Consider the following 26,598-nt stretch of genomic DNA (forward strand, 5'->3'; position numbering starts at 1 on the left):
CTTACGCACACAGTCGCAAAAAAACAGCAAAAAGTCGCACCTCGCTCGTAATATGCTCAAGTGATTGGGAATGAATCGTTCCGCGGAACCGCAAGGTTTTGCAAGATTCAGGACCGAATGAAAATAAACAATCGCACAACACAGTGCAGGAGTACAGGAGTACACATGACGAGTCCTGTTATTGGCACCCCTTGGAAGAAGCTGAACGCTCCGGTTTCCGAGGAAGCTATCGAAGGCGTGGATAAGTACTGGCGTGCAGCCAACTACCTCTCCATCGGCCAGATCTATCTGCGTAGCAACCCGCTGATGAAGGAGCCTTTCACCCGCGAAGACGTCAAGCACCGTCTGGTCGGTCACTGGGGCACCACCCCGGGCCTGAACTTCCTCATCGGCCACATCAACCGTCTCATCGCTGATCACAAGCAGAACACTGTGATCATCATGGGCCCGGGCCACGGCGGCCCGGCTGGTACCGCTCAGTCCTACTTGGACGGCACCTACACTGAGACCTTCCCGAAGATCACCAAGGACGAAGCTGGTCTGCAGAAGTTCTTCCGCCAGTTCTCCTACCCGGGCGGCATCCCGTCTCACTACGCTCCGGAGACTCCGGGCTCCATCCACGAAGGTGGTGAGCTGGGTTACGCCCTGTCCCACGCCTACGGCGCTGTGATGAACAACCCGAGCCTGTTCGTTCCGGCCATCGTCGGCGACGGCGAAGCTGAGACCGGCCCGCTGGCTACCGGCTGGCAGTCCAACAAGCTCATCAACCCGCGCACCGACGGTATCGTGCTGCCGATCCTGCACCTCAACGGCTACAAGATCGCCAACCCGACCATCCTGTCCCGCATCTCCGACGAAGAGCTCCACGAGTTCTTCCACGGCATGGGCTATGAGCCGTACGAGTTCGTCGCTGGCTTCGACAACGAGGATCACCTGTCGATCCACCGTCGTTTCGCTGAGCTGTTCGAGACCGTCTTCGACGAGATCTGCGACATCAAGGCCGCAGCTCAGACCGACGACATGACTCGTCCGTTCTACCCGATGATCATCTTCCGCACCCCGAAGGGCTGGACCTGCCCGAAGTTCATCGACGGCAAGAAGACCGAAGGCTCCTGGCGTTCCCACCAGGTCCCGCTGGCTTCCGCCCGCGATACTGAGGCTCACTTCGAAGTCCTCAAGAACTGGCTCGAGTCCTACAATCCGGAAGAGCTGTTCGACGAGAACGGTGCTGTGAAGCCGGAAGTCACCGCCTTCATGCCGACTGGCGAACTGCGTATCGGTGCCAACCCGAACGCTAACGGTGGTGTGATCCGCGAAGAGCTGAACCTGCCGGCCCTCGAAGACTACGAGGTCAAGGAAGTCGCCGAGTACGGCCACGGCTGGGGCCAGCTCGAGGCAACCCGTCGTCTGGGCGTCTACACCCGCGACATCATCAAGAACAACCCGGACTCCTTCCGCATCTTCGGACCGGATGAGACCGCTTCCAACCGTCTGCAGGCCGCTTACGACGTCACCAGCAAGCAGTGGGACGCCGGCTACCTGTCCTCCCAGGTTGACGAGCACATGGCTGTCACCGGTCAGGTCACTGAGCAGCTCTCCGAGCATCAGATGGAAGGCTTCCTCGAGGCCTACCTGCTCACCGGCCGCCACGGCATCTGGAGCTCCTACGAGTCCTTCGTGCACGTGATCGACTCCATGCTGAACCAGCACGCCAAGTGGCTCGAGGCTACCGTCCGCGAGATTCCGTGGCGCAAGCCGATCTCTTCCATGAACCTGCTTGTTTCCTCCCACGTGTGGCGTCAGGATCACAACGGCTTCTCTCACCAGGATCCGGGTGTCACCTCCGTCCTGCTGAACAAGTGCTTCAACAACGATCACGTGATCGGTATCTACTTCCCGGTGGATTCCAACATGCTGCTCGCTGTGGCTGAGAAGTGCTACAAGTCCACCAACATGATCAACGCGATCATCGCTGGTAAGCAGCCGGCCGCTACCTGGCTGACCCTGGACGAAGCTCGCGCTGAGCTCGAGAAGGGTGCTGCTGAGTGGGAGTGGGCTTCCACCGCCAAGTCCAACGACGAAGCCCAGATCGTTCTCGCCTCCGCTGGCGACGTTCCGGCTCAGGAGATCATGGCTGCTGCCGACAAGCTCAACGAGCTCGGCATCAAGTTCAAGGTCGTTAACGTTGTGGATCTGGTCAAGCTGCAGTCCACCAAGGAGAACGATCAGGCTATCTCCGACGCTGACTTCGCTGAGCTGTTCACCGAAGACAAGCCGGTCCTGTTCGCTTACCACTCCTACGCCCGCGACGTGCGTGGTCTGATCTACGATCGCCCGAACCACGACAACTTCAACGTCCACGGCTATGAGGAGCAGGGCTCCACCACCACTCCGTACGACATGGTTCGCGTGAACAACATCGACCGTTACGAACTCGTTGCCGAAGCTCTGCGCATGATCGATGCTGACAAGTACGCCGAGAAGATCGACGAGCTCGAAGCCTTCCGTCAGGAAGCCTTCCAGTTCGCAGTCGACAACGGCTACGATCACCCGGACTACACCGACTGGGTCTACTCCGGTGTCAACACCACCAAGCAGGGTGCTGTCTCCGCTACCGCCGCAACCGCTGGCGATAACGAGTGAGTCTAGCCTCTATAGGCTGATTGCTTGAACAAAGCCCCAAGGGATTTTCCCTTGGGGCTTTTGCCATATCTGTAACTCTGTAATACGTTGCGACATCATGTCATGAAATGCGTGTCTGTTATCGTTCACGCATTACAATGGCACATGGTGCGAAACAGCGCAGTCACACACCTTAAAAACAACGAATAGGAGCAGACATCGTGAGTCTAACCAGCGTCACCATCATCAGCCCTGAAGCCGCAAACGGCCGCAACGTCGTGGCCCTTGGCGTCACCAAGGCATTATCGGCTGCCAAGAAAACGGCCGTGTTCCGCCCGGCGGTTTGCCGAAAGGAAACCTTCACCGACGTTCTTCTTGAAGCAAGCAACGCGGGGCTGGGGCGTGAACAATCCGTAGGTGTTTGCCCGAAGCGCGCACGCACCGACAAGGAAGGTGCCCGGGCCGATATCGTGGCCGCCTACACAGAAGCCATCGAAACCGCCCAGCCCGAAGCCGTGGTTATTGTCGGAACGGACAAATCCGCCATCAACGACCCGTCCATCTTTGCGTTCAACGCTGACGTAGCTGCAGATCTTAAGTCCGTCGTGCTTCTTGCCGTATGCACCATCAACCGCACTCCGGAACAGGTCCTGGGCACCGTCGAGGCGTCGAAAGCCATCATTGAGAATGCAGGAAGCACGGTCGCCGGCGTGTTCGTCACCGGATGCAAAGATGAGCAGGTGGAACCCCTCAAGGAGGAGTTCGCAAGTTACGAGGTGCCGGTGTGGACACTACCCGCCGTTGATTTCGACGAGGAAGACGCCGTGGCCAAGGCCACGAAAGCATTCGAGGCGAATGTCAACGCAGAAGAGCTTATTTCCGCTGTCGAGGCTCCGTTCGAGGCTCCGACCACGCCATACGCATTCCAGTACAGCCTGCTGGGCAAGGCCAAGGCAGACAAGAGAACCATCGTGCTTCCGGAAGGAACCGAAGACCGCATCATCAAGGCAGCCGACTATCTGCTCGAGCGTGATATCGTCGATCTGATCATCGTCGGAGACAAGGAAAGCATTCTCGCCCGCGGTGAGGAGCTTGGACTCAAATCCCTTGAAAAGGCGCAGTTCCAGGCCAAGGACGACGAGGAAGTACTCGCTCCGATGGTCGCCAAACTGTGCGAGCTGCGTGCCAAGAAGGGCATGACCGAGGAACAGGCACGCAAGCAGCTCACCGATGACAGCTACTTTGGCACCATGCTCGTGGTGCTCGGTAAAGCAGACGGTCTCGTTTCCGGATCCACCAACTCCACGGCCAACACCGTACGTCCGGCATTGCAGGTCATCAAGACCAAGCCGGGATCTTCCCTCGTGTCCGGCGCGTTCCTCATGTGCTTCAAGGATCATGTCGCCGTGTTCTCTGACTGCGCCATCAATCTGAACCCGTCCGCTGAGCAACTTGCGGAAATCGCAATCCAGTCCGCCGAAACGGCAAAGGCGTTCGGCCTCAATCCGAAGGTCGGCATGCTGTCGTATTCCACACTGGGATCCGGCAAGGGACCGGACGTCGACCTCGTGGAAGCAGCAACCGCACTCGTGAAGGAGAAGGCTCCGGATCTCGCGGTTGTCGGCTCCATCCAGTTCGACGCGGCTTGGTCGCCGACCGTCGCAGCCACCAAGGCCAAGGGCAACGATGTGGCGGGCCACGTCAACGTGTTCGTGTTCCCGGATCTGTGCGCGGGCAACATCGGGTACAAGGCCGTCCAGCGTTCCTCCGGCGCAGTGGCCGTCGGACCGGTGCTGCAGGGCTTGAACCGACCGGTCAACGACCTGAGCCGTGGCGCGACCGTGCAAGACATCATCAACACTGTTGCCCTGACCGCCATCGAAGCCCAGTAAAACGCTATTTTGTAGCAAGCAAAGAGTAATCTAAAGTTTGGAAAGTCGCGCAAGCGGCACATCGATTAACACATGGAGGATGCCCACAATGGCGAAAACCGTCCTTGTCATCAATTCCGGTTCCAGCTCTATCAAGTATCAGCTGGTTGATCTTGAAACCGGTGAAGGTATTGCTTCCGGCCTGGTCGAGAAGATCGGCGAGCCGGTTGACGGCCACTACAAGCACGAGTTCAACGGCGAGAAGCATGAGCTGGAAGAGCCGATCCACGACCACGAGCAGGGTCTGAAGCGCGTGCTCGGCTTCTTCAACGAGTTCGGCCCGAAGCTGGACGAGGCCGGCATCGTGGCAGTCGGCCACCGCGTGGTGCAGGGCGGTTCCATCTTCCCGAACCCGGCTCTGGTCACCGACAAGACCATCAACCAGGTCAAGGACCTCGCGGTGCTCGCGCCGCTGCACAACGGTCCGGAAGCCAAGGGCGCTGAAGTCATGCGTGCGCTCCTGCCGGACGTTCCACAGATCTTCGTGTTTGATTCCTCCTTCTTCTTCCAGCTGCCGAAGGCCGCAAGTACCTACGCGTTGAACAAGGAAATCGCCGACCAGTACCACATCCGCCGTTACGGCGCCCACGGCACCTCCCACGAGTTCATCTCCTCCGTGGTGCCGGACGTCATCGGTAAGCCGGCTGAAGGCCTCAAGCAGATCGTGCTGCATATTGGCAACGGCGCTTCCGCTTCCGCAGAGGTCTCCGGAAAGCCGGTCGAGACCTCCATGGGGTTGACCCCGCTCGAAGGCCTCATGATGGGTGGTCGTACCGGCGATATCGATCCGGCCGTCGTCTTCCACCTGATCCGCAACGCCCACATGAACGTGGATGAGCTCGACGCTCTGTTCAACAAGCGTTCCGGCATGATGGGCATGACCGGCTTCGGCGATCTCCGTGAGGTTCACCGTCTGGTCGCCGAAGGCAACGAGGACGCCAAGCTGGCTCTTGACGTCTACGTGCACCGCATCGTCGGCTACATCGGCAACTACACCGCTCAGATGGGCGGCGTAGATGTGATCACCTTCACCGCAGGCGTCGGCGAGAACGATGACGTGGTCCGCAAGATGGTGTGCGACAAGCTCGCCCCGTTCGGCGTCAAGCTGGACGAAGAGAAGAACGCCACCCGTTCCAAGGAACCGCGCATCATCTCCACCCCGGATTCCAAGATCACCATCTGCGTCATTCCGACCAACGAGGAGCTGGCAATCGCCCGCAAGTCCGCGGCCATCGCAGAAGCAGGCGAAGACACTTACGGCGACGTCTTCTCCAAGTGAGCGAGGAGATCCCGCAGTCAGATGATTGACGGGACCGTATGAAGAGGACCGTACGTCCATTGGCGTCAAATCAATACCAATGGACGTACGGTCCTCTTTCGAATAATCGTTATGTTTCCGCCGCTTCCAAGGTCTCGTTCCTCGAACGTTTCCAATCGTCCCAGACAACGCCTTTCCATATCTGTTCATGCTCCGCATAATGGGGGAGGGGCTGGTAGTACGATACGAAACGTTGTGCCTATTACGCACATACGTCGCATGTTGAGAGAAGCGGTTGATTGTTGTGGTAAGACGTCGTTTCGTCGGTCTGAATGGCCTCAAAGGCATCGCCTTGATCGCGATAGTGTTGTATCACTGCGACCAAGGCACGCTACGGGGTGGATTCCTAGGTGTTGACGTATTCTTCACCATTTCAGGTTTTCTGATTTTCTCGTCGTTGCTGAATCATATTGATTCCGGCAAGGGAATAGGTTTCAAGGAATACTACCTCAAGCGTCTGCACAGAATATACCCGGCGTTGATTCTGATGATTCCTGTCACCGTATCGTTGGCATGGTTCATCAACCAAGACATGTTGGTGGGCATTAAAAACCAGATAGTGACGGCTATGTTGGGTTGTTACAACTGGTATGCCATCGGCAGTGGCGCCAGCTATTTCTCGCAGATGAACCCAGACATGTTCCGTCATCTGTGGTTCATGTCGGTACTGATGCAGTTCTATCTGCTGGCTCCTTTGCTGATCTACCTGCTTCGAAAAATTCTGGTACGTTGGGTGCCGGTGGCGGTACTTGCTGGACTCGCCGTGTGTAGTGCGCTTTCTATGGGATTGCAGTATCACCCGGGAACCGATCCAACCAGAGTGTATTTCGGTTCGGACACACATGCCATGGGACTTTGGCTAGGCGCCATGCTGGCATGGCTGCTGATGATCATACGGCGTGGCAACGGTCGTCCGGAAGAAACGGCGATCATGGAATGCGCTCGTCTGGTCTGGAGCAAGATCGGCCCTGCGGTGGCTTTTGTGGCATTACTGATTCTGTTATGGATGATGCAGCACGTTGAGCAGGGTCCTGCTGCTTTCTATGGAGGGATTTTCGCGGCTTCGCTACTTTCAGTGGTTCTGGTCGCCGGTTCCATTCCTTTCGGATCTTGGATGCAGGATCTGCTGGTGTTCAAACCATTTGATGTGGTCGGCAGGTATTCATACGGCATTTACCTGTGGCATTGGCCTTTGTGGTTGTTCACCAAGGCGATGTTCCCCCAGTGGGGTGCGCGGCATCTTGGATGGATGCTGCTAATCACACTCGCTCTTACCGCATGTTGTACCGCCATGTCGTGGAAGTTAGTGGAACAGCCTGTTGCCCGAGGCGGATTCATCGCCATGATTCGTCCTCTTCCGGAAAATGGCATGTGGGATGCTGCCAGATGCTGGATAACGATCGTCGTGGTATTGAGCACATGCTTGATGTCCGGATACGTGGTGGACAACGCACCAAAGCAGACCAGTGTGGAACGCGCGTTGGAAGAGAATGCGAGAATGCTGAAAGAGCAGCAGGGCATGCATCTCGACTTCGATAGGAAGCATCCGCCAACGCCCAAGAAACCCGTACACACCATGCCTAACGGGCAGCAGATGGTCGCATTCGGTGACTCGGTGATGCTTGCCTCCAGTAAAGGTTTGCAATCCGTTTTCCCTGGAATCACTGTTGATGCGGAAACCTCACGCTCGATGACCAAGGCGTTGGGACTTATAGACAAAGCCAAAAGCCAGCCGGAAGGATTGCGCCAATGGGTGCTGGTTGGCTTGGCTACGAATTCAGCGGTGACCGATGGCCAACTCAATGACATACTGAACGACATTGGACCGAATCATGTGCTTGTGCTGATTAACGCGCATGCCCCTGTGTCTTGGGTTTCCGGAACGAACGACGCGTTGAGCGACTTCGCGGCCGCCCATTCCGACAATGTTGTTCTCGTTGACTGGGATGCTACGATTTCGGCGTATCCTGATGAGCTTGCCGGAGATGGTATTCACCCCGGCATGTCCAATACGTTGTACGCCCAAGCCGTTAAGGATGCGATTACGAACTGGATTAAGCAAGGACACTGAGAATAGCTTCTCGTGAATCGTGATAAAGCAGTTTTGCGATGAATATGAGGAATCCCCCTGACTCGTTTGAGCAGGGGGATTCCTCATATCACCTTAAGACTGAATAGTCTCAGTCTTCCTGATGCTGTGGAGCCGACAGGAAATGCTCTTCGCTCGGCAGCAGCGCGTTCAACAGCACGGCCACAACGAACGACACAGCGATGCAGTTGGATGCGAAGATGGACTGGAACAGCGGCGGGAAGTTGACGAAAATGTCACCGACCTGCGTGAAACCGATACCGATGGTGAGGCTCAACGCTGCAATGGTGATGTTGCGCTGCGTGTAGCCGGCCTCGGAAATCATCTGGAAGCCAGACAGAATGATGTTACCGAACATCATGATGGTGCAGCCGCCAAGCACGGCCTGCGGCAGGGAATTGAACACTTCCGCCACAGCAGGAACGAAGCTTGCGATCACCAGAATCAGACCACCGGAAAGAATCACCTTACGATTGACGACCTTGGTCATGGCGACCAAGCCGATATTCTGTGCGAACGATGTCAACGGGAGGCATCCGAACAGGCCAGAGACGGAGGAGATGAGACCGTCTCCTGCAATGGCGCCTGCAGTCTCCTTATCGGTAGGCTGGCGGTCGAGACCAACCTTGGTGAGTGCCGCGGTATCGCCGAGCACCTCTACGGAAGACACGACGTACAGCAAGGCGAAGGAGATAATCGCACCCGGATCGAATTCAAGCTGGAAAGGCATGAAATGCGGCACGGACACGGCCTGCAGATTCGAGAATCCAGAGAAATCGACCTTGCCCATAAAAATCGCTGCAACATAGCCGACAACCAAGCCGAACAGCACGGAAAGCTGCTTGGCGGTACCCTTCATCAGCAGCTGGAAAGCCAAGCAGGCGACCAGCGAAATCAGACCGAGCGTAAGATTCTGCCAGCTTCCGAAATCCTTAGCGCCGGAACCACCGCCGAAACTGGTGGCACCAACGGAAAGCAGCGAAAAACCAATCGACGTAACCACAATCGCGGATACGATCGGCGGCACGAAGCGACGCCAATACTTGGCGGTCAAACCAAGCACTACCTCCAATAGGCCGCCAAGCACGACGGCGCCGGCAACAGCGCCATAGCCTTGATTCTGGGCGATCGACATGGCGGCGGCCACATATGTGAAGGAAATGCCCGTGACCATTGGCAGTCGGGAGCCGATCAGCCACACGCCGTACAGCTGCAGGCAAGTGCCCAGACCTGCCACCAGCAGACCGGCCTGAATGATCGTGGCAGACTGCTCGGCACTCATGTTGGCGGCGGAAGCCACTAGGAAAATCGGAGCCAGATTGGACACGAACATCGCCATGACATGCTGCAGGCCGAACGGGATGCCCTTCCAGAACGAAACAGGTGCGTCCAAGCTGCTTAATGCTTCAAAGGAAACGCCCTTCTTTTCGTTCGTATTGTCTTTCTTCTTCTCTTCGCTCACAACGAATCCTCTCTTATTCATTCATACTGTGATGAGCAACAGGTTGTAATGGTTGCTGATACGTGCCCTAAGATACAACGATCAGGAGCGGAACTCGATGACACCGGTTTCCGGATCCATCGACTCCACGATTGCCAGGGAATCAACGTCGTATCCCGCTGCACGCAACTCATCGCCGCCGCCTTGGAAACCTTTCTCCACCGCGATGCCGATGCCCTCGACCGTCGCTCCGGCATCATGGCACAGATTAATCAGGCCCTTCAGAGCCTTGCCGTTGGCCAGGAAGTCATCAAGCAACAGCACATGGTCGCCTTCGTTGAGATACCTCTTGGACACGATGACGGGGAATTCCTTCTGCTTGGTGAAGGAGTAGACGGTGGTGGTGTACTGGTCGCCATCGAGATTGATGGACTGCGCCTTCTTGGCGAACACCACAGGTGCATTGTCGAAATGACGCGCGGCAACACAGGCGATACCAATGCCGGAAGCTTCAATGGTCAGGATCTTATCGATGGTCTTATCGGCAAAATGCTCCGCCCAAGCGGCACCCATGCGGTCGAACAATTCGACATCGCACTGGTGGTTGAGGAAAGCGTCCACTTTCAGCACATTACCCGGCTTGACGGTACCCTGCAGGCGAATGCGCTCTTCGAGCTCCTTCATGAATCCCCTTAGATTATTGGCCGCATAAGGCGGCGTTGATGTTGACATACGGTAAACCGCATATAAACGTTCAGCATACGCGTGTCAATTGACCATGCGAGTGTTGCGCTGACCTGCATGTGTGATAGACATGAATTTCGCAGTAATCGACTTTGAATCTTCATGAAAAGAGGAACCGGTGGAGCAGAATATGGGGCCAAGCCTGTGCGATCCGCAAAGTCTAATCAAGGACCTCAATCCGCAACAGATGGAAGCGGTGAAGTACTACGGCCAGGCCCTGCTTATCGGAGCAGGCGCCGGATCCGGTAAGACCCGCGTGCTCACCAGACGCATCGCATGGCTGCTGGCACACGGTTTTTGGGCGAGCAGCATTCTCGCCATCACCTTCACGAACAAGGCCGCAGCGGAAATGCGTGAACGTCTTGCTGCTCTCGTAGGGCCTGAAGCCGAACATATGTGGATCTCCACCTTCCATTCCGCGTGCGTGCGTATCCTCCGACGAGACGGCAAGGAAATCGGCCTTACCTCTGGATTCTCCATTTATGACACGGCTGATTGCGAACGTTTGGTCAAGCTCATCAGCGGCGATTTGAACATCGATACGAAACGGTATACGCCGCGCATGCTGCTCGGCAAAATCTCCGACTGCAAGAATTCATTGACTTCATGGCAGGACCAGCTAAAAAATGTGAACTGCGACTACAAGCCAGGCCAGCGCGGATATCAGGTTTCGGCCGGCGACGTCGACGAGCTGGTCGCCGTGGTCTATGCGGAGTACCAGCGCCGTCTGGCCATGGCGAACGCCGTGGATTTTGACGACCTGATCATGCGCACCGTCGAATTGTTCCAGCGTTGCCCACAGGTAAGCGAATACTATCGGCATAAGTTCCGTTATATTTTTGTGGACGAGTATCAGGACACCAACCATGCGCAATATGTGCTCGTACGCGAGCTTTCCGGCATTGACTCGGGAGAAGAGCCCGATCAACATATGCGTGGCGCGGGCCGTGTCGGACCGTCTTGGATTACGGTGGTAGGTGATTCCGACCAGTCGATTTATGCGTTCCGAGGCGCGGATATTCGTAATATTCAGGATTTCGAGCAGGATTTCCCTAATGCGAAAACCATCATGCTTGAGCAGAATTATCGTTCGACGCAGACCATTCTCGACGCAGCCAACGCGGTGATTGCAAGAAATGAAAATCGCAAGCCGAAAAAATTGTGGACAGCACTTGGCGAAGGCGACAAAATCGTCGGATACGCGGCCGACAACGCACAGCAGGAAGCAGGGTGGATAGCCAACGAAATCGCGCGAATCCACGAAGAGGAAGGCATCGCATACCGCGACATCGCCATCATGTACCGTGCCAACGCGCAATCACGTTCGCTTGAAGAAGCCATGATCAATGCCAATCTTCCATATCAGCTGGTCGGTGGCACCAAATTCTACGAGCGTAGGGAAATCAAGGATGCGCTCGCATATCTGCAGGCCATCGTGAATCCTGCGGACAATGTGAACGTCCGCCGCATCCTCAACGTGCCGAAGCGTGGATTGGGCGTTCGTGCAGAAGGCCTCATTGCCGCGTATGCGGATGCTCACGACGCTACGTTTTTTGGTGCGATTGAACATATGGAGCAGATTGAAGGCATGTCCGCGCGTACGACGAAGCCGTTGGGCGTGTTCCGCGACATGATGCATGGGCTTGCGGATTTCGCGAAGGACCATGATACGAAACCATCCGAAGTGGTTGCCGAAGTGCTCTCCAAGAGTGGGATTTTGGAGGAGCTGCAGCGCTCCGAGGATCCGCAGGACGCTTCCCGCGTCGACAATCTTTCCCAGCTGCAGTCGGTGGCTGCGGAATTCGAGCAGAACACGCCTGATGCCACGTTGGCGGGATTCTTGGAAACTACGGCTTTGGTGGCCGATTCCGACCAGTTGCCGGGGGAGAACGAGGACTTCGGCAAAGTAACGATGATGACCCTGCATACGGCTAAGGGTCTGGAATATCCGTACGTATTCCTGACCGGCATGGAGCAGGGAACATTCCCGCACCAGCGGGCTATGGAGGACACCAGTGAGCTTGCCGAGGAGCGTCGCCTTGCCTATGTGGGCATCACCCGCGCGAAGCGTCGCCTGTATGTGACGCGTGCGGCCGTGCGTGCGCAATGGGGGCAAGCCAACGATATGATGCCCAGCCAGTTCCTTGACGAGATTCCCGACGAGCTGATCGATTGGAAAAGACGTGAGGCCGGAGTCGAACGCATGCGTGCCAGCTGGCGGAATGATGACGACGAGTTCGGCGGCTGGGACGATGACGACGATTTCGGATCAGTGCCGTTCGGTGGTTCCTTATATGGAAAGTCGAGTTATGGTGGTTCCTCATATGGTTCCGGTATGTATGGATCGCGGTCCTCGTATGGGTCGGGTCGCGTGCAATACGGTGGTTCATCCGCGCGCGTCGCATCATCCTCATACGGCTCCAGTTCGCAACGTTCGTATGCAGGAGCAGGATCGAGCTCCTCATATGGCTCTTCGTACGGTTCGTACGGCTCTGGAAAGCCCAGCGGAAAATCTGGCAAGGTCACTACTAGGCGCGTCAAGCCGAAAACCAAACCTGTGGACCTGACCAAATCTTCGCAGGCAAGCCAAACCGACAATCGGAGCGGCTTGAGCATCTCGGACGTGCATGTCGGAGACAGGCTCACGCATGACCATTTCGGCATGGGCACGGTCGTCGAGACACAGGACAAAGGCGCGAATTCGGTCATTACCGTTGATTTTGGCAATGGTGAGGTCAAACGTTTGCTGCTGCGTATGGCACCCATCGAAATGCTGTGATGAAGCTGGAAAGCATATGAAGCCTTTCTCTATAGCACGAAGTTGAAGAAAAAACAAGACTTTCTTTTTCAAAAAGACCTTGCAATAATCGGCGATGCTTGTCTTTTTGAGAGGAAAAACATGAATAAGAAACTGTATGCCGGTATTTCGCAGATTCTGCTTGGCGCTTTGGTGGCCATCGCACCGCAGACCTTCGCCCACGTGTGCGCGGTCAAAGAAACGCCGATGGCATGCCATTACACGGCTCAGGCCGCGCTCGGCATCGGCATTGTGATTGCGGTGCTTGGTGTCGCCGGACTGTTCGTTTCCGATCAGACCCGTGCTGGTCTTGACATTGCCAATGCCGTGCTTGGTGTGCTGACCATCACTGTGCCGACCGTGCTTATCGGCGTGTGCAAGGGTGCCATGATGCACTGCCATATGGTCACCTTGCCGACGCTGATCGTGCTTGGTGTGCTGCTGGCCGTGCTCGCGGCAATCGCCGCGTATCTTGATCTCAAGCCGGCAAAGCGCGCCTGATCTTACGATGGCGAATCACATCACCCTCGCCGGTTTGCCGCTGGTCAACCTCAAGCGCAAACCGTTTCGTACTGCAGCGCTTACCATCGTCGTCACCATGCTTACCGTGGCCTTTTATGGAGGCTCGCTGCTGTCCATGAATCTTGAGGCTGGTTTGAACAGCATGCAGGAACGTATGGGCGCCGATCTTATGGTCACGCCGCAAAACACCAAAAACGAGGCCGAGGCGCTGCTGACCAATGGATCAGCAAGTACGTTCTACTTCACCAACGACATCACCGGTGAAGTGGCGAAAGCCGATGGCATCGACGAAATCACGGAACAAACATATATCTCATCGCTGGCCGCCGCATGCTGCGACGAAAAAGTGCAGATCATCGGATTCAATCCAGATACCGACTTCGTAATCACCCCTTGGATCGCATCGCAGTTCGACGGCACGCTCCAGCGCGGTCAGATCGTTGCCGGAGCCAGCATCAACGTGTCGGGCGATAACACGGTCAAACTGTACGGACATGAATTCCCAGTGGCGGCGCAACTTGCCAACACGGGTACGTCACTCGACAATTCTGTATTCGTGAACATGCAGACCGTTCCCGACGTGGTCGGCTATTCCGCCAAGGTGGGTCATGCCGCCATACCGGAAGAATATGCCGACAAAGCCGTTTCAGCAGTGCTCCTCAAAGTCAAAGACGGTTATTCCGCTCAGCAGGTCGCTGCGAACATCATCAAAACGACCGGAATCAAAAGCCTTGGATACGTGTATCCAGGCGGTATTACGGCTACCACGAAATCCAATCTGAACGTGATTATTCGCTACGTGACCATTTTCGTCGTGGTGTTCTGGATTATGGGCCTGATCGTGCTGCTTGCGGTGTTTTCGTCCGCCATGAACGAACGTAAGCGTGAATTCGCCGCGTATCGTATTCTTGGCGCCAATCGCTCCACTTTGGTTGCCATCATCGTGAAGGAATCAGCCATGATTGGAGCTTCGGGCGGAGTTGTTGGCATTGCGGTCGCATCGCTTGCGATTTTCCCGTTCAGTACGCTTATCGGACGGCAACTGCAGTTGCCATATCTGCAAACCAACATATGGAATGTGTTGGCATTGATCGCAGTGAGTTTCGTGTTCGCAGTGCTTACCGGACTACTTGCCTCCGTAGTGACGGCGGTGAAACTTTCCGCTCCCGAAACCTATCTGACTTTGAGAGAAGGTGAATGATGGCGGAAAACACGGTTCTCGAAGTAAAAGAGCTCACTCGCGAGTTCACACGTCGTGGCAAACCGTTCGCGGCTGTGGATCATGTCGATTTCACCTTGAATCAAGGCGAGTTTGTGGCGATCGTCGGACGTTCCGGCAATGGTAAAAGCACGTTGCTGAATCTTATAACCGGTCTGCTTAAACCCACGTCCGGATCCATCGATTTGGATGGTAACGACGTGACGCGGCTGAATGACAGGCAAATGTCGATCGTACGCAATCGCACCATCGGTTTCGTCACGCAAAGCCAGACGTTGTTGCAGAATCTTACGGCGCTTGACAATGTGATTCTTCCTTCCGTTCTGCAGAACGGCAAAACAGAGCAGTGCGATACCCAGGTACTTGCGGATTCGCACGATTTGAAAGCGACGGAAGAGAACGCTTCTGATTCGCCTTCCGAACAGACGGTCGATGACGGACTTCCGGATGTCATTGCGGCGGTTCCGGTGGCAAAAACGCAAAACAATCTCGTTCAGGATCATGCCGTGGAACGTGCGCACTCGTTGTTGCGCCGACTGCAGGTCGATGACTTGGCGGAATGCTATCCGAAAGAACTTTCCGGTGGTGAGATGAGACGTGTCAGCATAGCGCGAGCTTTGATGAACGGTCCGAAACTACTGATTGCCGATGAGCCCACCGGCGATTTAGACGCCGAAAGCACTGCCATCGTTATGAGGCTACTGCAGGAAGCCGCCAAAGACGGTACGGCCGTACTCATGGTCACCCATGATCCGGATGCGCTCGCATATGTGGATCGAACTTACCGCATGGACAGAGGCGTACTGTCTGAGGCATAGCGTCGAAATGGCGGCGTGACATGCCGAAGAGGGCGGAACGGCAAGCTCGTCCCGCCCTCATGTGTATTATTGACGATTGGTGTGCACCCGTAGGGGACGCACCGTCTGGAGTCTTAGCCCATCAGTGGGTCGGCGGCCGATACGAGCTGTACTATGGCATGTGTTCAAGCCGTTCGTGTTCTGCACGAAGAAGCACTGGAGAGGCTGGCTCAGCGCATATCGGGAAACCGGTTTGCGTTCCGTTCAGACAACGACAGAACAAACAAAGGATTAAACCAATGACGAACGTTCAGCGTTCTCGCCGCCAGGTGCGTCTTTCCCGCGCCCTCGGCATCGCACTGACCCCTAAGGCTCAGCGCATTTTCGAAAAGCGTCCGTATGCTCCGGGCGAGCACGGTCGCACCCGCCGTCGCACTGAGTCCGATTACGCAGTGCGTCTGCGCGAAAAGCAGCGTCTTCGCGCTCAGTATGGCATCTCCGAGAAGCAGCTTCGCGCCGCTTACGAGAAGGGTACCCACACCGCCGGTCAGACCGGTAACGCCATGCTGACCGACCTTGAGACCCGTCTTGACGCTCTGGTTCTGCGTGCAGGCTTCGCCCGCACCACCGCCCAGGCCCGTCAGTTCGTGGTCCACCGCCACATCCTCGTTGACGGCAACGTCGTCGACCGCCCGTCTTACCGTGTCAAGCCTGGCCAGACCATTCAGGTCAAGGCCAAGAGCCAGACCATGGTTCCCTTCCAGGCCGCTGCCGAAGGCGTGCACCGCGATGTGCTGCCGGCGGTTCCGGGCTACTTGGATGTCAACCTGCCTTCTCTGAAGGCCACCCTGACTCGCAAGCCTGAAGCCGAGGAGATCCCGGTGCAGGTCAACATCCAGTACGTGGTCGAATTCTACGCCCGCTGATCTGGATTTACATACTGTAAGAACCTACAGTATAAGGACATACAGCAAGAGCCTCGCAATCCCAACGGTTGCGAGGCTCTTCGCTATCTAGTAAACGAACTGTTAACGCCTAGTCGCCTATGATGCCTCCTACAATGCCACTGACAATCGTCATGACAAGAGAGCCGAGCACAGACCATACGAATCCGTCAATAGTGACGCCCACAGAGAAAAACGACAGCGCCAACCATGATGCGAGCTGCATGAACAGCCAGTTGATCACCAATGCGACCAATCCGAACGAAATAATCGACAACGGCAATGCGATGATGTGGATGATCGGCTTGATGGAAGCGTTGATCAGCGCCATGAACAAAGCGAACGCAGCAACGCCAAGCACAGGAGGCTCTCCGATGGCATGCATGCCGGGGAGAACCGCGACCATAACGCCCGCCGCGACAGTAAGAATTAGCCAACGAGAAATAAAATGACCCATAACAACATCGTATAGCATGAATTTGCTCAAACCGTGAGGGTAGCATGGAACCCATGTTGCTTCATCTTCATCTCGTCCGACACGGGCAGACGTTTTTCAACCGATATAACAGGTTGCAGGGCTGGTCGAATTCTCCATTGACGGAATCCGGCATCGCCGACGCAGACAAAGCCGCAAACAAATTGAAGGATTTCGATTTTGCCGCGGCATATTGCTCCGACACCACGCGTGCGCAGATGACCGCCCAGCGTATTCTCGATGCGAACGAGGCGTCCGGGCATGTTCGCCCTCAATTGATGAGCGACATGCATTTCCGTGAACAGTTCTACGGCTATTTCGAAGGCCAGGATATGGGTGTGGCATGGACCGCCGCTGGAGGCCCCCACGGTGCGAAGAACTACAATGACATCGTTGAAAAGTACGGCCTTGGTGCGACGCGCGACTTCCTCAAAGAGGCTGATCCGTTCCATGACGCCGAATCCGATGCCGAGTATTGGGCGAGGGTCGAAGCCGGTTTTGCTTTGATCGCATCCAATCCCATGTTGAAAGATGGCGATGATGTGCTGCAGATTTCCCACGGCAACACGCTGCTGAGCCTTATGCACCGTTTTGCTCCGGAAGGATACGATTTGAGTGAACGCCCGGCCAATGGATCGGTGACCGCTCTTGACTTCGATACGACGAAACCCATCGAAGAAGCGGTAAGCGTCATTTCATACAACCAGTGAACATAGCTTGCCTTAGGTCGGGGCTTTTTACTACTGTTATGCGGGTATTGTGTTCGCGGGCAACCGTGGGACTGAAAAGAGGTTCAAGATGGGTGTTGGAGAAATAGCCGGTCTGATTGCGGCAATCGCTTTTGCGATTCTTGCTGGTTTCATGATCTACCCGTTGATTCGTCTCGGTAAGCTGTTCGACCAGATCGCCGAGACCGTCAAAGATACGGGGGATCATGCGATTCCCGCGCTTGACGAAAGTGTGGTCACCGTCCAGCAGGTCAACAAATCGTTGGAAGACGTCAACAAGATCTCCGCAGCGGCTTCCACGACGGCCAATAATGTCGGTGCGCTGACCGATCTGTATGGATCGTTCCTCGGTAAGCCGGTCATTAAGGTCGCTTCCGCGGCATATGCCCTGAAAACCACTGCGCAGTCCTTCATGAACAAGAAGAACGTCAACAGCGCAGCAAGCAACAAGGGGGAGTGATGTTCAAGCGTCTCTTCTGGATTTCCATCGGTGTGGGCATCGGTGCTGTGGCCGTGACCAAGGCACAGGCATACGTCAAGGCCAACACTCCTGACGCGGCCAGGCAGTTCCTGCTTGGACCAGACCAAGATCATGTGGCCGTACGTACCCTTGAAGGCTTGTTCAATGAGTTCGACAAAGCACGCCGAGCCCGCGAGGCTGAACTTAATACCAAATATGCGAGCAAAATCAGCTGATTCTTCAGCGTGACACAAGTTCAGACAACAATTACGAATTCTTTGGAAGGCATTAGGCCTTCCAACAAAAAAGGAGCTCAATCTCAAATGCGCACTTCTGAAATCGCGAAGCGCTATCTTGATTATTTCGAAAAGCACGGCCATCTTATCGTGCCTTCGGCATCGCTGATCTCTCCGAACCCGACCACCCTGTTCACCATCGCAGGCATGGTCCCGTTCATTCCTTACCTCATGGGCGAGCAGACTCCGCCGAAGAGCCGCATGGCATCCAATCAGAAGTGCGTGCGTACTTTGGATATCGACGAGGTCGGCAAAACCACCCGTCACGGTACTTTTTTCCAGATGCTGGGCAATTTCTCCTTTGGCGATTACTTCAAAGAAGAAGCCATCCATTATGCGTATGAGCTGCTGACCACCCCGCAAGACAAGGGCGGCTACGGCTTCGATCCGGAGAAACTGTGGATGACCACTTTCACCGACGATGAGGAAGCCCGCTCGATGTGGAAGAACGAGGGTGTTGACCCAGAACACATCCAGATCATGGGCATGGAAGACAACTTCTGGACGACCGGTGGTCCTGGCCCTGGCGGCCCGTGCTCCGAAATCTACGTGGACCGTGGACCGGAATATGGCGTGGAAGGCGGCCCGATCGCCGACGAGAACCGCTACATTGAAATTTGGGATCTCGTGTTCGAAAACTACGAGGTCGATAATGTCAAGTCTAAGACCGACCTGCACATCGTGGGCGAACTTGAGAACAAGAACATTGACACCGGCGCTGGTCTGGAACGTCTTGCCTATCTGATGCAAGGCAAGCAGAACATTTATGAGACCGACGAGGTTTTCCCGGTCATCGAAGCAGCTCAGAAGCTGTCTGGCCGTACGTATGGCGATGACGAATCCATGGACGTGCGCTTCCGCATCGTGGCCGACCACGTGCGCTCTGCCTTGATGATCATGTCTGACGGCGTGCGCCCATCCAACAACGGTCGGGGCTATGTGCTGCGCCGACTGCTGCGTCGTACCGTCAAGGCCATGCGCGAACTCGGTGTGACCGGTCCGGTCATGCCGACTCTGCTGCCGACTTCCAAGGCGGCTATGGAGCCGAGCTATCCGGAACTCGATAACACTTTCCATGATGTGTCCGAGGCGGCTTACGGCGAGGAAGATGCGTTCCGCCGCACGTTGGAATCCGGTACCGAAATCTTTGATCTCGCTGTGGCAAAGGCCAAGGAATCCGGATCCGACGCCGTTTCCGGCGAAGATGCGTTCAAGCTGCACGACACCTATGGCTTCCCGATTGAGATCACCCTCGAAATGGCTGCAGATCAGGGCGTCAAGGTCGATGAGGCCAAGTTCCGTGAGCTTATGGCCGAACAGAAGAGCCGCGCACGTGCCGATGCTCTTAAGAAGCGCCACAATGTGGATCTTTCCGTTTACGACGATTTCAAGAAGACGCTGGTTCAGCCCATCGACTTCCTTGGTTACACTGACATGTCCGCGCGTGCCAAGGTGCTGGGCATCATGCAGGAAGGCAAGGGCTCCGTTCCCGCAGTTACCGGTCCGGCCAATATCGAAGTCATTCTCGATCGTACCCCGTTCTACGCGCAGGCCGGTGGCCAGCTCGCCGATCAGGGTGAGATCCTCTCCGACGATGGCGCTGTGCTCGAGGTCGACGATGTGCAGAAGCCGATCAAGGATCTCATCGTGCACCAGTGCCGTCTGACTGAAGGTACGCTGGTTGTCGGTGCCGAGGTCAACGCCAACATCGATCTTGATCGCCGTGGTGCCATCGCCCGCGCGCACACCGCTACCCACATGGTGCACAAGGCGTTGCGTGAGGAGCTTGGTCCTCAGGCCACCCAGCGCGGTTCCGAAGATGCGCCGAACCGTCTGCGTTTCGACTTCCAGTGGTCCAGCGCTCCGAGCAAGGATGCGATGAACTCCGTGGAAGCCCGTGTCAATGAGAAGCTGCGCGAAAACCTCGCCGTCACCACTCAGGAAATGAAGTTCGATGATGCCATCGCCCTGGGTGCCATGCACCTGTTCGGAGAGAAATACGGCGACGTCGTGCGTGTGGTTTCCATTGGTGAAGACGGCTGGAGCCGTGAGCTTTGCGGCGGTACCCACATCGATCATGTAGGTAAGATCGGCGCGATCAACATCATGTCCGAAGCTTCCATCGGTTCCGGAGTGCGCCGTGTTGATGCGGTCGTGGGCGAAAGCGCTTACGAGTTCAACGCTCGCGAGCATGCGTTGGTGTCCCAGCTTTCCGACATGGTCAACGCCCGTCCGGATGAGCTGGCCGACCGCGTGAATGCGTTGCTTGCCAAGCTCAAGGAATCCGATCGCCGTCTTGCGGCTATGTATGAATCCCAGCTTTCAGCTTCCGTTCCGGTTCTGGTTGCTGAGACCAAGGCTTCTCAAGCTCCGGTCAAGGTGGCTGCGAAGAACGTCGAGCATTTCGGTTCCTTCGACGCGCTACGCAAGACCGTACTTGACGTCCGTGGCCAGCTCGGTGAGGAAAACCCGGTCGTGGTGGCCCTCTCTGGCGTGAATGAGGAAGGCAAGCCCATGGTTGCCGTAGCCACTAATGAAGCCGCACGCAAGCAGGGTATTAAGGCGGGAGATCTCGTTCGAGGCGCGTCTAAGATTCTCGGCGGCGGTGGCGGCGGCAAGCCGGACTTCGCTCAGGGTGGCGGTTCGGACGCCACCAAGATTGACGAGGCTCTCGAGGCGCTGGTCCATCAGGCCATGAAGGGCTGAACCACCAAACATGGTTTGGCTTGGCATTGATTTGGGTGATGCCAGAGTCGGACTCGCATTGTCTGACCCCGGCATCACCCTTGCACACCCCGCAGGCAACATCCAAGTCTACGGGGATTCATTTCGCGCATTGGATGAGGTTGTCGACGTCATCGAAGACGAATCGGTCGACCATGTGATAGTCGGGTTGCCGTTGCTGTTAAGCGGAGAAGAAGGCAAAAGCGCGAAGAAGGCACGGCGGTGGACCGTGAATCTTGAGAGAAGACTGCGTGCTGCGGTGGAGGATGACGAATACTCGTTGACGCAAGTCCCAACCATCGAATTGGTTGACGAACGACTGACCACGGTGACTGCGCATCATCAGCTGTTTGATGCGCAAATCGGTGGACGTGAGCATCGTCCGATGGTCGATCAACAGTCGGCGGTGGTGATACTGCAGACAGCAATCGACAGAAGAGAGAGACAAGAGGAGAGGGACCTGTGACCGACAATCTCGATGATTTTTTCTCCGATAACGTGCAATGGGTGGGTCCGTCGGATGACACATCCTTCAATTCGGCAATGCCGCCGCAGCCGCCGAAATCGCGTAGAGACATGCGTCGTCGTAGAGAACAAAAGCGTCGTCGTTTGTACATCACGATTATTGCCGCACTTGTGGTAGTCGTTTTGATCGGTGTCGGCGGATTCTTCGGAGTACGTGCGTTGAAACATTGGAAGGCCGCGAACGAAGCGAATTCGCAGAGCCAAATCGAGGATTACACGGGACCGGGCGATAAGAAAGTGACTTTTACCGTAGAATCCGGTCAGGGTGCCGCCGAAATCGCTGAGAACCTTGTCAAAGCGAAGATTGTCAAGTCCGCTGCTGCGTTTACTTCCGCGGTAAGCGGGGCTTCGGCCACGTTGTATCCGGGATCGTACGCTTTGAAGACGCATATGAAGGCGTCCGACGTGGTTAAGATTTTGTCTGACCAAAGCCAGGCCGGAGGCTTCGTCGAAGTCAGGGCCGGTGAACGTGTGTCTGATGTCATCGCAAATGCGGCGCAGGTATCGGGCATAAACGTTTCGGAATTCCAAGCCATCATAGATGGTGGGGGATCGGGAATCCTTCCTGAAGAAGCCGGTGGCAAATTCGAAGGTTGGCTTGAGCCTGGCGCCTACAATGCGCAGAACAAATCCGCTGAGGATATTATCAAAAGCATGGTCGATGCGCGCATCGCCAAGTTGGATGATCTGGGTGTGCCGACCGGCAGCGAACGCGAACGTATTTTGATCATTGCGTCCATTGCTGAATCTGAAGTGGGCAGTGACAGATACTACGGGCAGGTCGCAAGGGTTATCCTCAACCGTATCGACAGCGACATGGCGCTCGGCATGGACACGACTGTCGCCTACGGTCTAGGCATTTCCGCGAGCCAGCTTACTGACGACCAGCTGAACGATGACAGCAATCCGTACAATACCCGCATTCGCAAGGGGCTGACACCGACGCCAATCAGCAATCCGGGAGACGACGCCATCAAGGCATCCATCAACCCTCCGGAAGGCAAGTGGATGTATTTCGTCACCACCAATCTGCAAACCGGCGAAACGAAATTCGTCGAAACGGAAGACGAGTTTTGGAAGATTCGCGACGAGTATAAGAACAACAACGAAAACGCGAACTAATCAGAACATAACGCCAATCGCAATGCCTATCGCCCCGGTCGCCACAATCGCCGGGGCGAATGGCGTTCGGCCGGCGTAAGAAGTATGCTTTTGCGGGTCAAAACGTGTCCATAGGGCAATCCAGCACAAGCCGACTACGCCGATAGCAAGCCACCAAGACACTACGGCGAACAGGCCGAACATGCCGACGGCCAAACCCATAAGCAACGTGGTCGTGACGTCACCAAATCCCAATGAACCGGGTTTCACCAAAGCAAGAGCGCATTGCAGCGCCGCTGATAGCGCGGCGAAGAGCAGTGCCTGCAGCGCCAAAAAAAGTGTGTTGGCGTAGAGCGCGTATATGAGGTTCACGATAATCTGCACCACGCATCCTGCTGAGACCCATGTGCGTGGGACGCGACGTGAACGGATGTCTTCAACGCTGACGGCTAGTCCACAGAGCAGACTCGGCAGGCAAATCATGTACCACATACCGTTAAGATAGTCCACTAGTTGCATTCGGAAGAAAAGGAGTTGGCATGTTGCGCTGGCAGACAGCAGGTGAGTCGCACGGCGAGGCGCTTGTCGCCATGATCGAAGGGCTGCCTGCGGGCGTCCACGTTACTACGGAGGATATTGTTGGCGCGTTGGCGCGTCGTCGTCTTGGATATGGCCGTGGCGCACGTATGAAGTTCGAGCAGGACAAGGTCCGCATGCTTACCGGTGTGCGTTTCGGTGAGACCATCGGCTCTCCGGTGGCCATTGAAATCGCCAACACCGAGTGGCCGAAGTGGACTGAAGTGATGAGCGCCGACCCGCTTGATCATGAGATCGCTCGTGAGGGGCGCAATGCCCCGCTGTCCCGCCCGCGCCCAGGGCATGCTGACCTGACCGGTATGCGCAAATACGGTTTTGATGACGCTCGTCCGGTGCTGGAACGTTCTTCCGCACGTGAGACGGCTTCGCGTGTGGCGCTGGGAGAGGTTGCCAAGCAGTTCCTGGAGCAGACATTCGGCATCCGTACTGTTTCTCATGTGCTCTCCATCGGCGGTGCGGGCATTACCGATCCGCAGCAGGCCACGCTTCCTAATCCGGAGGATCTTGAAACATTGGATGCCTCTCCGGTGCGTACGCTTGACAAGGAAGCGGAAAAGCAGATGATCGCCCGCATCGATGAGGCGAAAGAGAACGCCGACACGTTGGGCGGTGTGATTGAGGTCGTGGTGTACGGCGTTCCTGCGGGCGTCGGTACCTATGTCGAATCGGATCGCCGTCTTGATGCGGCTTTGGCAAGCGCTGTGATGGGCATTCAGGCTATCAAGGGCGTGGAAATCGGTGACGGTTTCCTTGAAGCCATGCGTCCTGGTTCCCAGGCCCATGATGAGATGGTGGTGGGCGAGGATGGTCGTATCGCCCGTTTGAGCAACCGTGCCGGTGGCATCGAAGGCGGTATGTCGAATGGCCAGCCGATCGTGGTGCGTGCGGCCATGAAGCCGATTCCGTCCATTCCGAAGGCGCTGCGAACCGTTGATGTGACCACAGGCGAACCGGCGCAGGCCATCAACCAGCGTTCCGACAACACCGCGGTTCCGGCGGCCGCGGTTGTGGCCGAGGCGATGGTGCGTCTGACCATCGCGCAGTATGTGCTTGAGAAGTTCGGCGGCGACTGTGTTGCCGAGACCAAGCGCAATGCCGATCAGTACATTGCCTCCTGGCCTGAGCATATGAGGTGATTCGTTTCATGGCTGGTATGCGTAGGCCTGTCGCCGTGATCATCGGCATGATGGGCGCGGGCAAAACACGTGTCGGCAAGGAAGTGGCGCAGATGATGAATCTGCCGTTTGCCGATGCCGATAATGAGATCGAATATGATGCGGGAATGCGGATCCCCGAGTATTTCGAAAAGTACGGCGAGTCGGAATTCCGTAAACTGGAAAGCGACGTTGTACTTGACATGCTTGAGGATTTCGATGGCATCTTTTCCTTGGGCGGGGGCGCGCCGATGACACCTTCCATCCAGGAGGGATTGGCGAGATACGTTGAGTCTGGTGGCAAGGTCGTGTATTTGATGGCTGATCCGGAAGAGGCCATGGAGCGCGCGAATCGTGGTGGAGGTCGTCCGATGCTCAACGGTGATGCCAATATGCGTTGGAAGAAACTCTATAAGGAACGTGACCCGGTGTTCAGACGCGTGGCGAACGTGCATGTGGGCACACGCGGCCAGTCCCCGCAGGTGGCTGCGAGAAAGCTGATGGAAATGATTGATCAACGTATAGTACATGTCACCGGTTCCGCCATCGAACCGTACGATGTTCGTATCGGCGAGGGGGTGATGGGACAGCTTGCACAGATTTTGGGCAGCAAGCCCGTCAAGGTGGCGCTTATCCACACCCAGCCGGTGCAGCGTCATTCAGATCGTGCGCGCACGCTGCTTCGTCAGGCGGGCTATGATGCGTACGACATTATCATTCCCGATGCGGAGGCCGGCAAGACCATCGAGGTGGCCAACGGTATTTGGCAGCGCTTGGGCGATGAGGGTTTCACCCGTTCCGACGCAATCGTAGGCCTCGGTGGTGGAGCGGCAACCGATTTGGCTGGTTTTGTGGCAGCCACATGGATGCGTGGCATTCGCTATGTGAACTGCCCGACGTCGCTGCTTGCCATGGTTGATGCTTCGACCGGCGGCAAAACCGGCATCAATACGCCGCAGGGAAAGAATCTGGTCGGCTCGTTCTACACTCCGGCCGGAGTGCTCGCCGACTTGAAGTCGCTCACATCGTTGCCGAACGACATTTTCATCGAGGGCTTGGGCGAGGTTGCCAAGTCCGGTTTCATCATGGATCCGGAGATCCTGCAGATTCTTGAGGATCATGCTGATGAACTGCGTGTCTTCGATGGGTCGGCGTTTCTGGATTCCGATCTGAAGAATGTGGTCGCGGAGCTGATCGAACATACCGTGGGCGTGAAGGCCTACCATGTGTCCGCCGATCTCAAAGAGGCGGGACTGCGAGAATTCCTGAACTATGGGCATACGCTCGGTCATGCCATCGAAAAGCTTGAGCATTTCCGTTGGCGTCATGGCAACGCGGTTGCGGTCGGCTGCGTGTATGCGGCCGAACTGTCGCATCTTCTGGGATACATCGATCAGGATCTTGTGGACTACCATCGTTCGCTGCTGGAATCACTGGGCTTGCCCACATCTTGGAACAACGGTACGTGGGACGATGTGCTCGCTTTGATGCATCGAGACAAGAAGGCCCGCGGCAACAAGCTTCGTTTCGTGGTGCTCGAAGGTGTGGGGAAGCCCATTCATCTTGAGGATCCACCCGCGGACGCCGTTGAAGAAGCGTTCCGTCGCATTCAGCAGTAATAACAGGGGAGTTTGAATATGACTAAAGTAGTAGTCGTCAATGGACCGAACCTTGGTCGCCTTGGCGTGCGTCAGCCCGACGTGTATGGCAAGCAGGATCTTGAAACCTTGCGTAGCCTGTGCACGCAGTGGGGTGAGGAGCTTGGTCTTGACGTGGAAGTCCGTCAAAGCGACGATGAAGCTGAAATGATCGGCTGGATGCATCAGGCCGCCGACGAGAAGACTCCGATTGTGATGAATCCTGCGGCATTCACCCATTATTCCTATGGTCTGGCAGATGCCGTGCACATGGTGATTGATGAGGGGTTGCCTCTGATGGAGGTCCATATCTCCAATCCGTCCGCGCGCGACGAATTCCGCAAGCGTTCCGTGATTTCCCCGGTCGCGACCGGCACCATCACCGGCATGGGCTTCTACGGCTATAAGTTGGCGTTGGAAGCCGTGGCACATCTGTTGGAAGCTAAGTAATGTTTGAAGAAACACGCCGCGTCTTAT

At 56.1% G+C, this 26,598-nt stretch carries 22 protein-coding genes; 18 read left to right on the plus strand and 4 right to left on the minus strand.

The genetic code is table 11. The features are described 5' to 3' along the window. Positions 1-165 precede the first annotated feature (165 nt). From BBKW_RS04125 to BBKW_RS04140, 4 genes are all read left to right on the plus strand, one after another. Positions 166-2,643 (plus strand): phosphoketolase, encoded by a 2,478-nt coding sequence (locus tag BBKW_RS04125; protein WP_033501227.1) that lies wholly within the window; start codon positions 166-168, stop codon positions 2,641-2,643. 200 nt (positions 2,644-2,843) lie between these two features. Further along, positions 2,844-4,514 carry a phosphate acetyltransferase gene (gene pta / locus BBKW_RS04130; RefSeq protein WP_033501226.1) on the plus strand — a complete coding sequence of 557 codons (1,671 nt, stop codon included), beginning with the start codon at positions 2,844-2,846 and terminating at the stop codon, positions 4,512-4,514. Between the two features lie 88 nt (positions 4,515-4,602). Then, positions 4,603-5,832 carry an acetate/propionate family kinase gene (locus tag BBKW_RS04135; RefSeq protein WP_033501225.1) on the plus strand — a complete coding sequence of 410 codons (1,230 nt, stop codon included), beginning with the start codon at positions 4,603-4,605 and terminating at the stop codon, positions 5,830-5,832. A 274-nt stretch (positions 5,833-6,106) separates the two neighbouring features. Then, positions 6,107-7,942 (plus strand): acyltransferase family protein, encoded by a 1,836-nt coding sequence (locus BBKW_RS04140; protein ID WP_051920321.1) that lies wholly within the window; start codon positions 6,107-6,109, stop codon positions 7,940-7,942. 109 nt (positions 7,943-8,051) lie between these two features. Here the strand turns inward: BBKW_RS04140 and BBKW_RS04145 are convergent, their stop codons facing one another. After that, the gene (locus BBKW_RS04145; RefSeq protein ID WP_128832396.1) at positions 8,052-9,443 is read right to left on the minus strand and encodes a nucleobase:cation symporter-2 family protein; all 1,392 of its coding nucleotides are present in this window, start codon (positions 9,441-9,443) and stop codon (positions 8,052-8,054) included. Positions 9,444-9,503: 60 nt separating this feature from the next. After that, the gene (locus BBKW_RS04150) at positions 9,504-10,085 is read right to left on the minus strand and encodes a xanthine phosphoribosyltransferase (RefSeq protein WP_033501223.1); all 582 of its coding nucleotides are present in this window, start codon (positions 10,083-10,085) and stop codon (positions 9,504-9,506) included. A 190-nt stretch (positions 10,086-10,275) separates the two neighbouring features. Here BBKW_RS04150 and BBKW_RS04155 point away from each other — a divergent pair, with 190 nt between their 5' ends. The 5 genes from BBKW_RS04155 (at position 10,276) to rpsD (ending at position 16,406) form a co-directional block, all read left to right on the plus strand. After that, positions 10,276-12,924 (plus strand): UvrD-helicase domain-containing protein, encoded by a 2,649-nt coding sequence (locus tag BBKW_RS04155; RefSeq protein WP_033501222.1) that lies wholly within the window; start codon positions 10,276-10,278, stop codon positions 12,922-12,924. 120 nt (positions 12,925-13,044) lie between these two features. Continuing rightward, positions 13,045-13,443, plus strand: coding sequence for a DUF4418 family protein (locus BBKW_RS04160; protein WP_033501221.1), 399 nt, complete (start codon positions 13,045-13,047; stop codon positions 13,441-13,443). A 7-nt stretch (positions 13,444-13,450) separates the two neighbouring features. Continuing rightward, positions 13,451-14,665, plus strand: coding sequence for an ABC transporter permease (locus BBKW_RS04165; RefSeq protein ID WP_033501220.1), 1,215 nt, complete (start codon positions 13,451-13,453; stop codon positions 14,663-14,665). Next, positions 14,662-15,501, plus strand: coding sequence for an ABC transporter ATP-binding protein (locus tag BBKW_RS04170; protein ID WP_128832397.1), 840 nt, complete (start codon positions 14,662-14,664; stop codon positions 15,499-15,501). Before BBKW_RS04165 ends, BBKW_RS04170 begins: the two co-directional genes overlap by 4 nt. Positions 15,502-15,779: 278 nt before the next feature. After that, a complete protein-coding gene (rpsD, locus tag BBKW_RS04175; RefSeq protein ID WP_003835137.1) occupies positions 15,780-16,406 on the plus strand; it encodes a 30S ribosomal protein S4 in 627 nt (208 codons plus the stop codon). Between the two features lie 109 nt (positions 16,407-16,515). On the opposite strand, the gene BBKW_RS04180 is transcribed toward rpsD, so the two are convergent. Further along, on the minus strand, positions 16,516-16,881 hold the full coding sequence (locus BBKW_RS04180; RefSeq protein WP_033501253.1) for a phage holin family protein: 366 nt from the start codon (positions 16,879-16,881) through the stop codon (positions 16,516-16,518). Between the two features lie 53 nt (positions 16,882-16,934). Here BBKW_RS04180 and BBKW_RS04185 point away from each other — a divergent pair, with 53 nt between their 5' ends. The 6 genes from BBKW_RS04185 to mltG all read left to right on the plus strand — a co-directional run bounded on the left by BBKW_RS04185 (position 16,935) and on the right by mltG (position 22,754). Beyond that, positions 16,935-17,609 carry a histidine phosphatase family protein gene (locus BBKW_RS04185; RefSeq protein WP_033501218.1) on the plus strand — a complete coding sequence of 225 codons (675 nt, stop codon included), beginning with the start codon at positions 16,935-16,937 and terminating at the stop codon, positions 17,607-17,609. Positions 17,610-17,697: 88 nt separating this feature from the next. Beyond that, positions 17,698-18,087 carry a DUF948 domain-containing protein gene (locus tag BBKW_RS04190; RefSeq protein WP_033501217.1) on the plus strand — a complete coding sequence of 130 codons (390 nt, stop codon included), beginning with the start codon at positions 17,698-17,700 and terminating at the stop codon, positions 18,085-18,087. Further along, complete coding sequence (locus tag BBKW_RS04195) at positions 18,087-18,323, plus strand: hypothetical protein (RefSeq protein WP_003835127.1); 237 nt, start codon at positions 18,087-18,089, stop codon at positions 18,321-18,323. The genes BBKW_RS04190 and BBKW_RS04195 overlap by 1 nt, the downstream gene beginning before the upstream one ends. Positions 18,324-18,410: 87 nt before the next feature. Continuing rightward, positions 18,411-21,089, plus strand: a complete 2,679-nt coding sequence (gene alaS, locus BBKW_RS04200) for an alanine--tRNA ligase (protein ID WP_033501216.1) — start codon at positions 18,411-18,413, stop codon at positions 21,087-21,089. A gap of 10 nt (positions 21,090-21,099) precedes the next feature. Further along, the gene (ruvX, locus tag BBKW_RS04205; RefSeq protein WP_033501215.1) at positions 21,100-21,573 is read left to right on the plus strand and encodes a Holliday junction resolvase RuvX; all 474 of its coding nucleotides are present in this window, start codon (positions 21,100-21,102) and stop codon (positions 21,571-21,573) included. Beyond that, complete coding sequence (mltG, locus tag BBKW_RS04210; RefSeq protein ID WP_033501214.1) at positions 21,570-22,754, plus strand: endolytic transglycosylase MltG; 1,185 nt, start codon at positions 21,570-21,572, stop codon at positions 22,752-22,754. The genes ruvX and mltG overlap by 4 nt, the downstream gene beginning before the upstream one ends. Here the strand turns inward: mltG and BBKW_RS04215 are convergent, their stop codons facing one another. Next, positions 22,755-23,225, minus strand: a complete 471-nt coding sequence (locus BBKW_RS04215; RefSeq protein ID WP_033501213.1) for a prepilin peptidase — start codon at positions 23,223-23,225, stop codon at positions 22,755-22,757. It abuts the gene before it with no gap. 47 nt (positions 23,226-23,272) lie between these two features. Here BBKW_RS04215 and aroC point away from each other — a divergent pair, with 47 nt between their 5' ends. Genes aroC through aroQ form a run of 3 tightly spaced genes read left to right on the plus strand, consistent with a single transcriptional unit; the run spans position 23,273 to position 26,571 of the window. Next, positions 23,273-24,466, plus strand: coding sequence for a chorismate synthase (gene aroC, locus BBKW_RS04220; RefSeq protein WP_033501212.1), 1,194 nt, complete (start codon positions 23,273-23,275; stop codon positions 24,464-24,466). A gap of 17 nt (positions 24,467-24,483) precedes the next feature. Then, complete coding sequence (locus BBKW_RS04225) at positions 24,484-26,103, plus strand: bifunctional shikimate kinase/3-dehydroquinate synthase (protein WP_033501252.1); 1,620 nt, start codon at positions 24,484-24,486, stop codon at positions 26,101-26,103. Positions 26,104-26,121: 18 nt separating this feature from the next. Further along, positions 26,122-26,571, plus strand: a complete 450-nt coding sequence (aroQ, locus tag BBKW_RS04230; protein ID WP_003835112.1) for a type II 3-dehydroquinate dehydratase — start codon at positions 26,122-26,124, stop codon at positions 26,569-26,571. Positions 26,572-26,598: the final 27 nt, after the last annotated feature.

Origin of the sequence: Bifidobacterium catenulatum subsp. kashiwanohense JCM 15439 = DSM 21854, assembly GCF_001042615.1 — a bacterium.
Taxonomy (GTDB): Bacteria; Actinomycetota; Actinomycetes; order Actinomycetales; family Bifidobacteriaceae; genus Bifidobacterium; species Bifidobacterium catenulatum.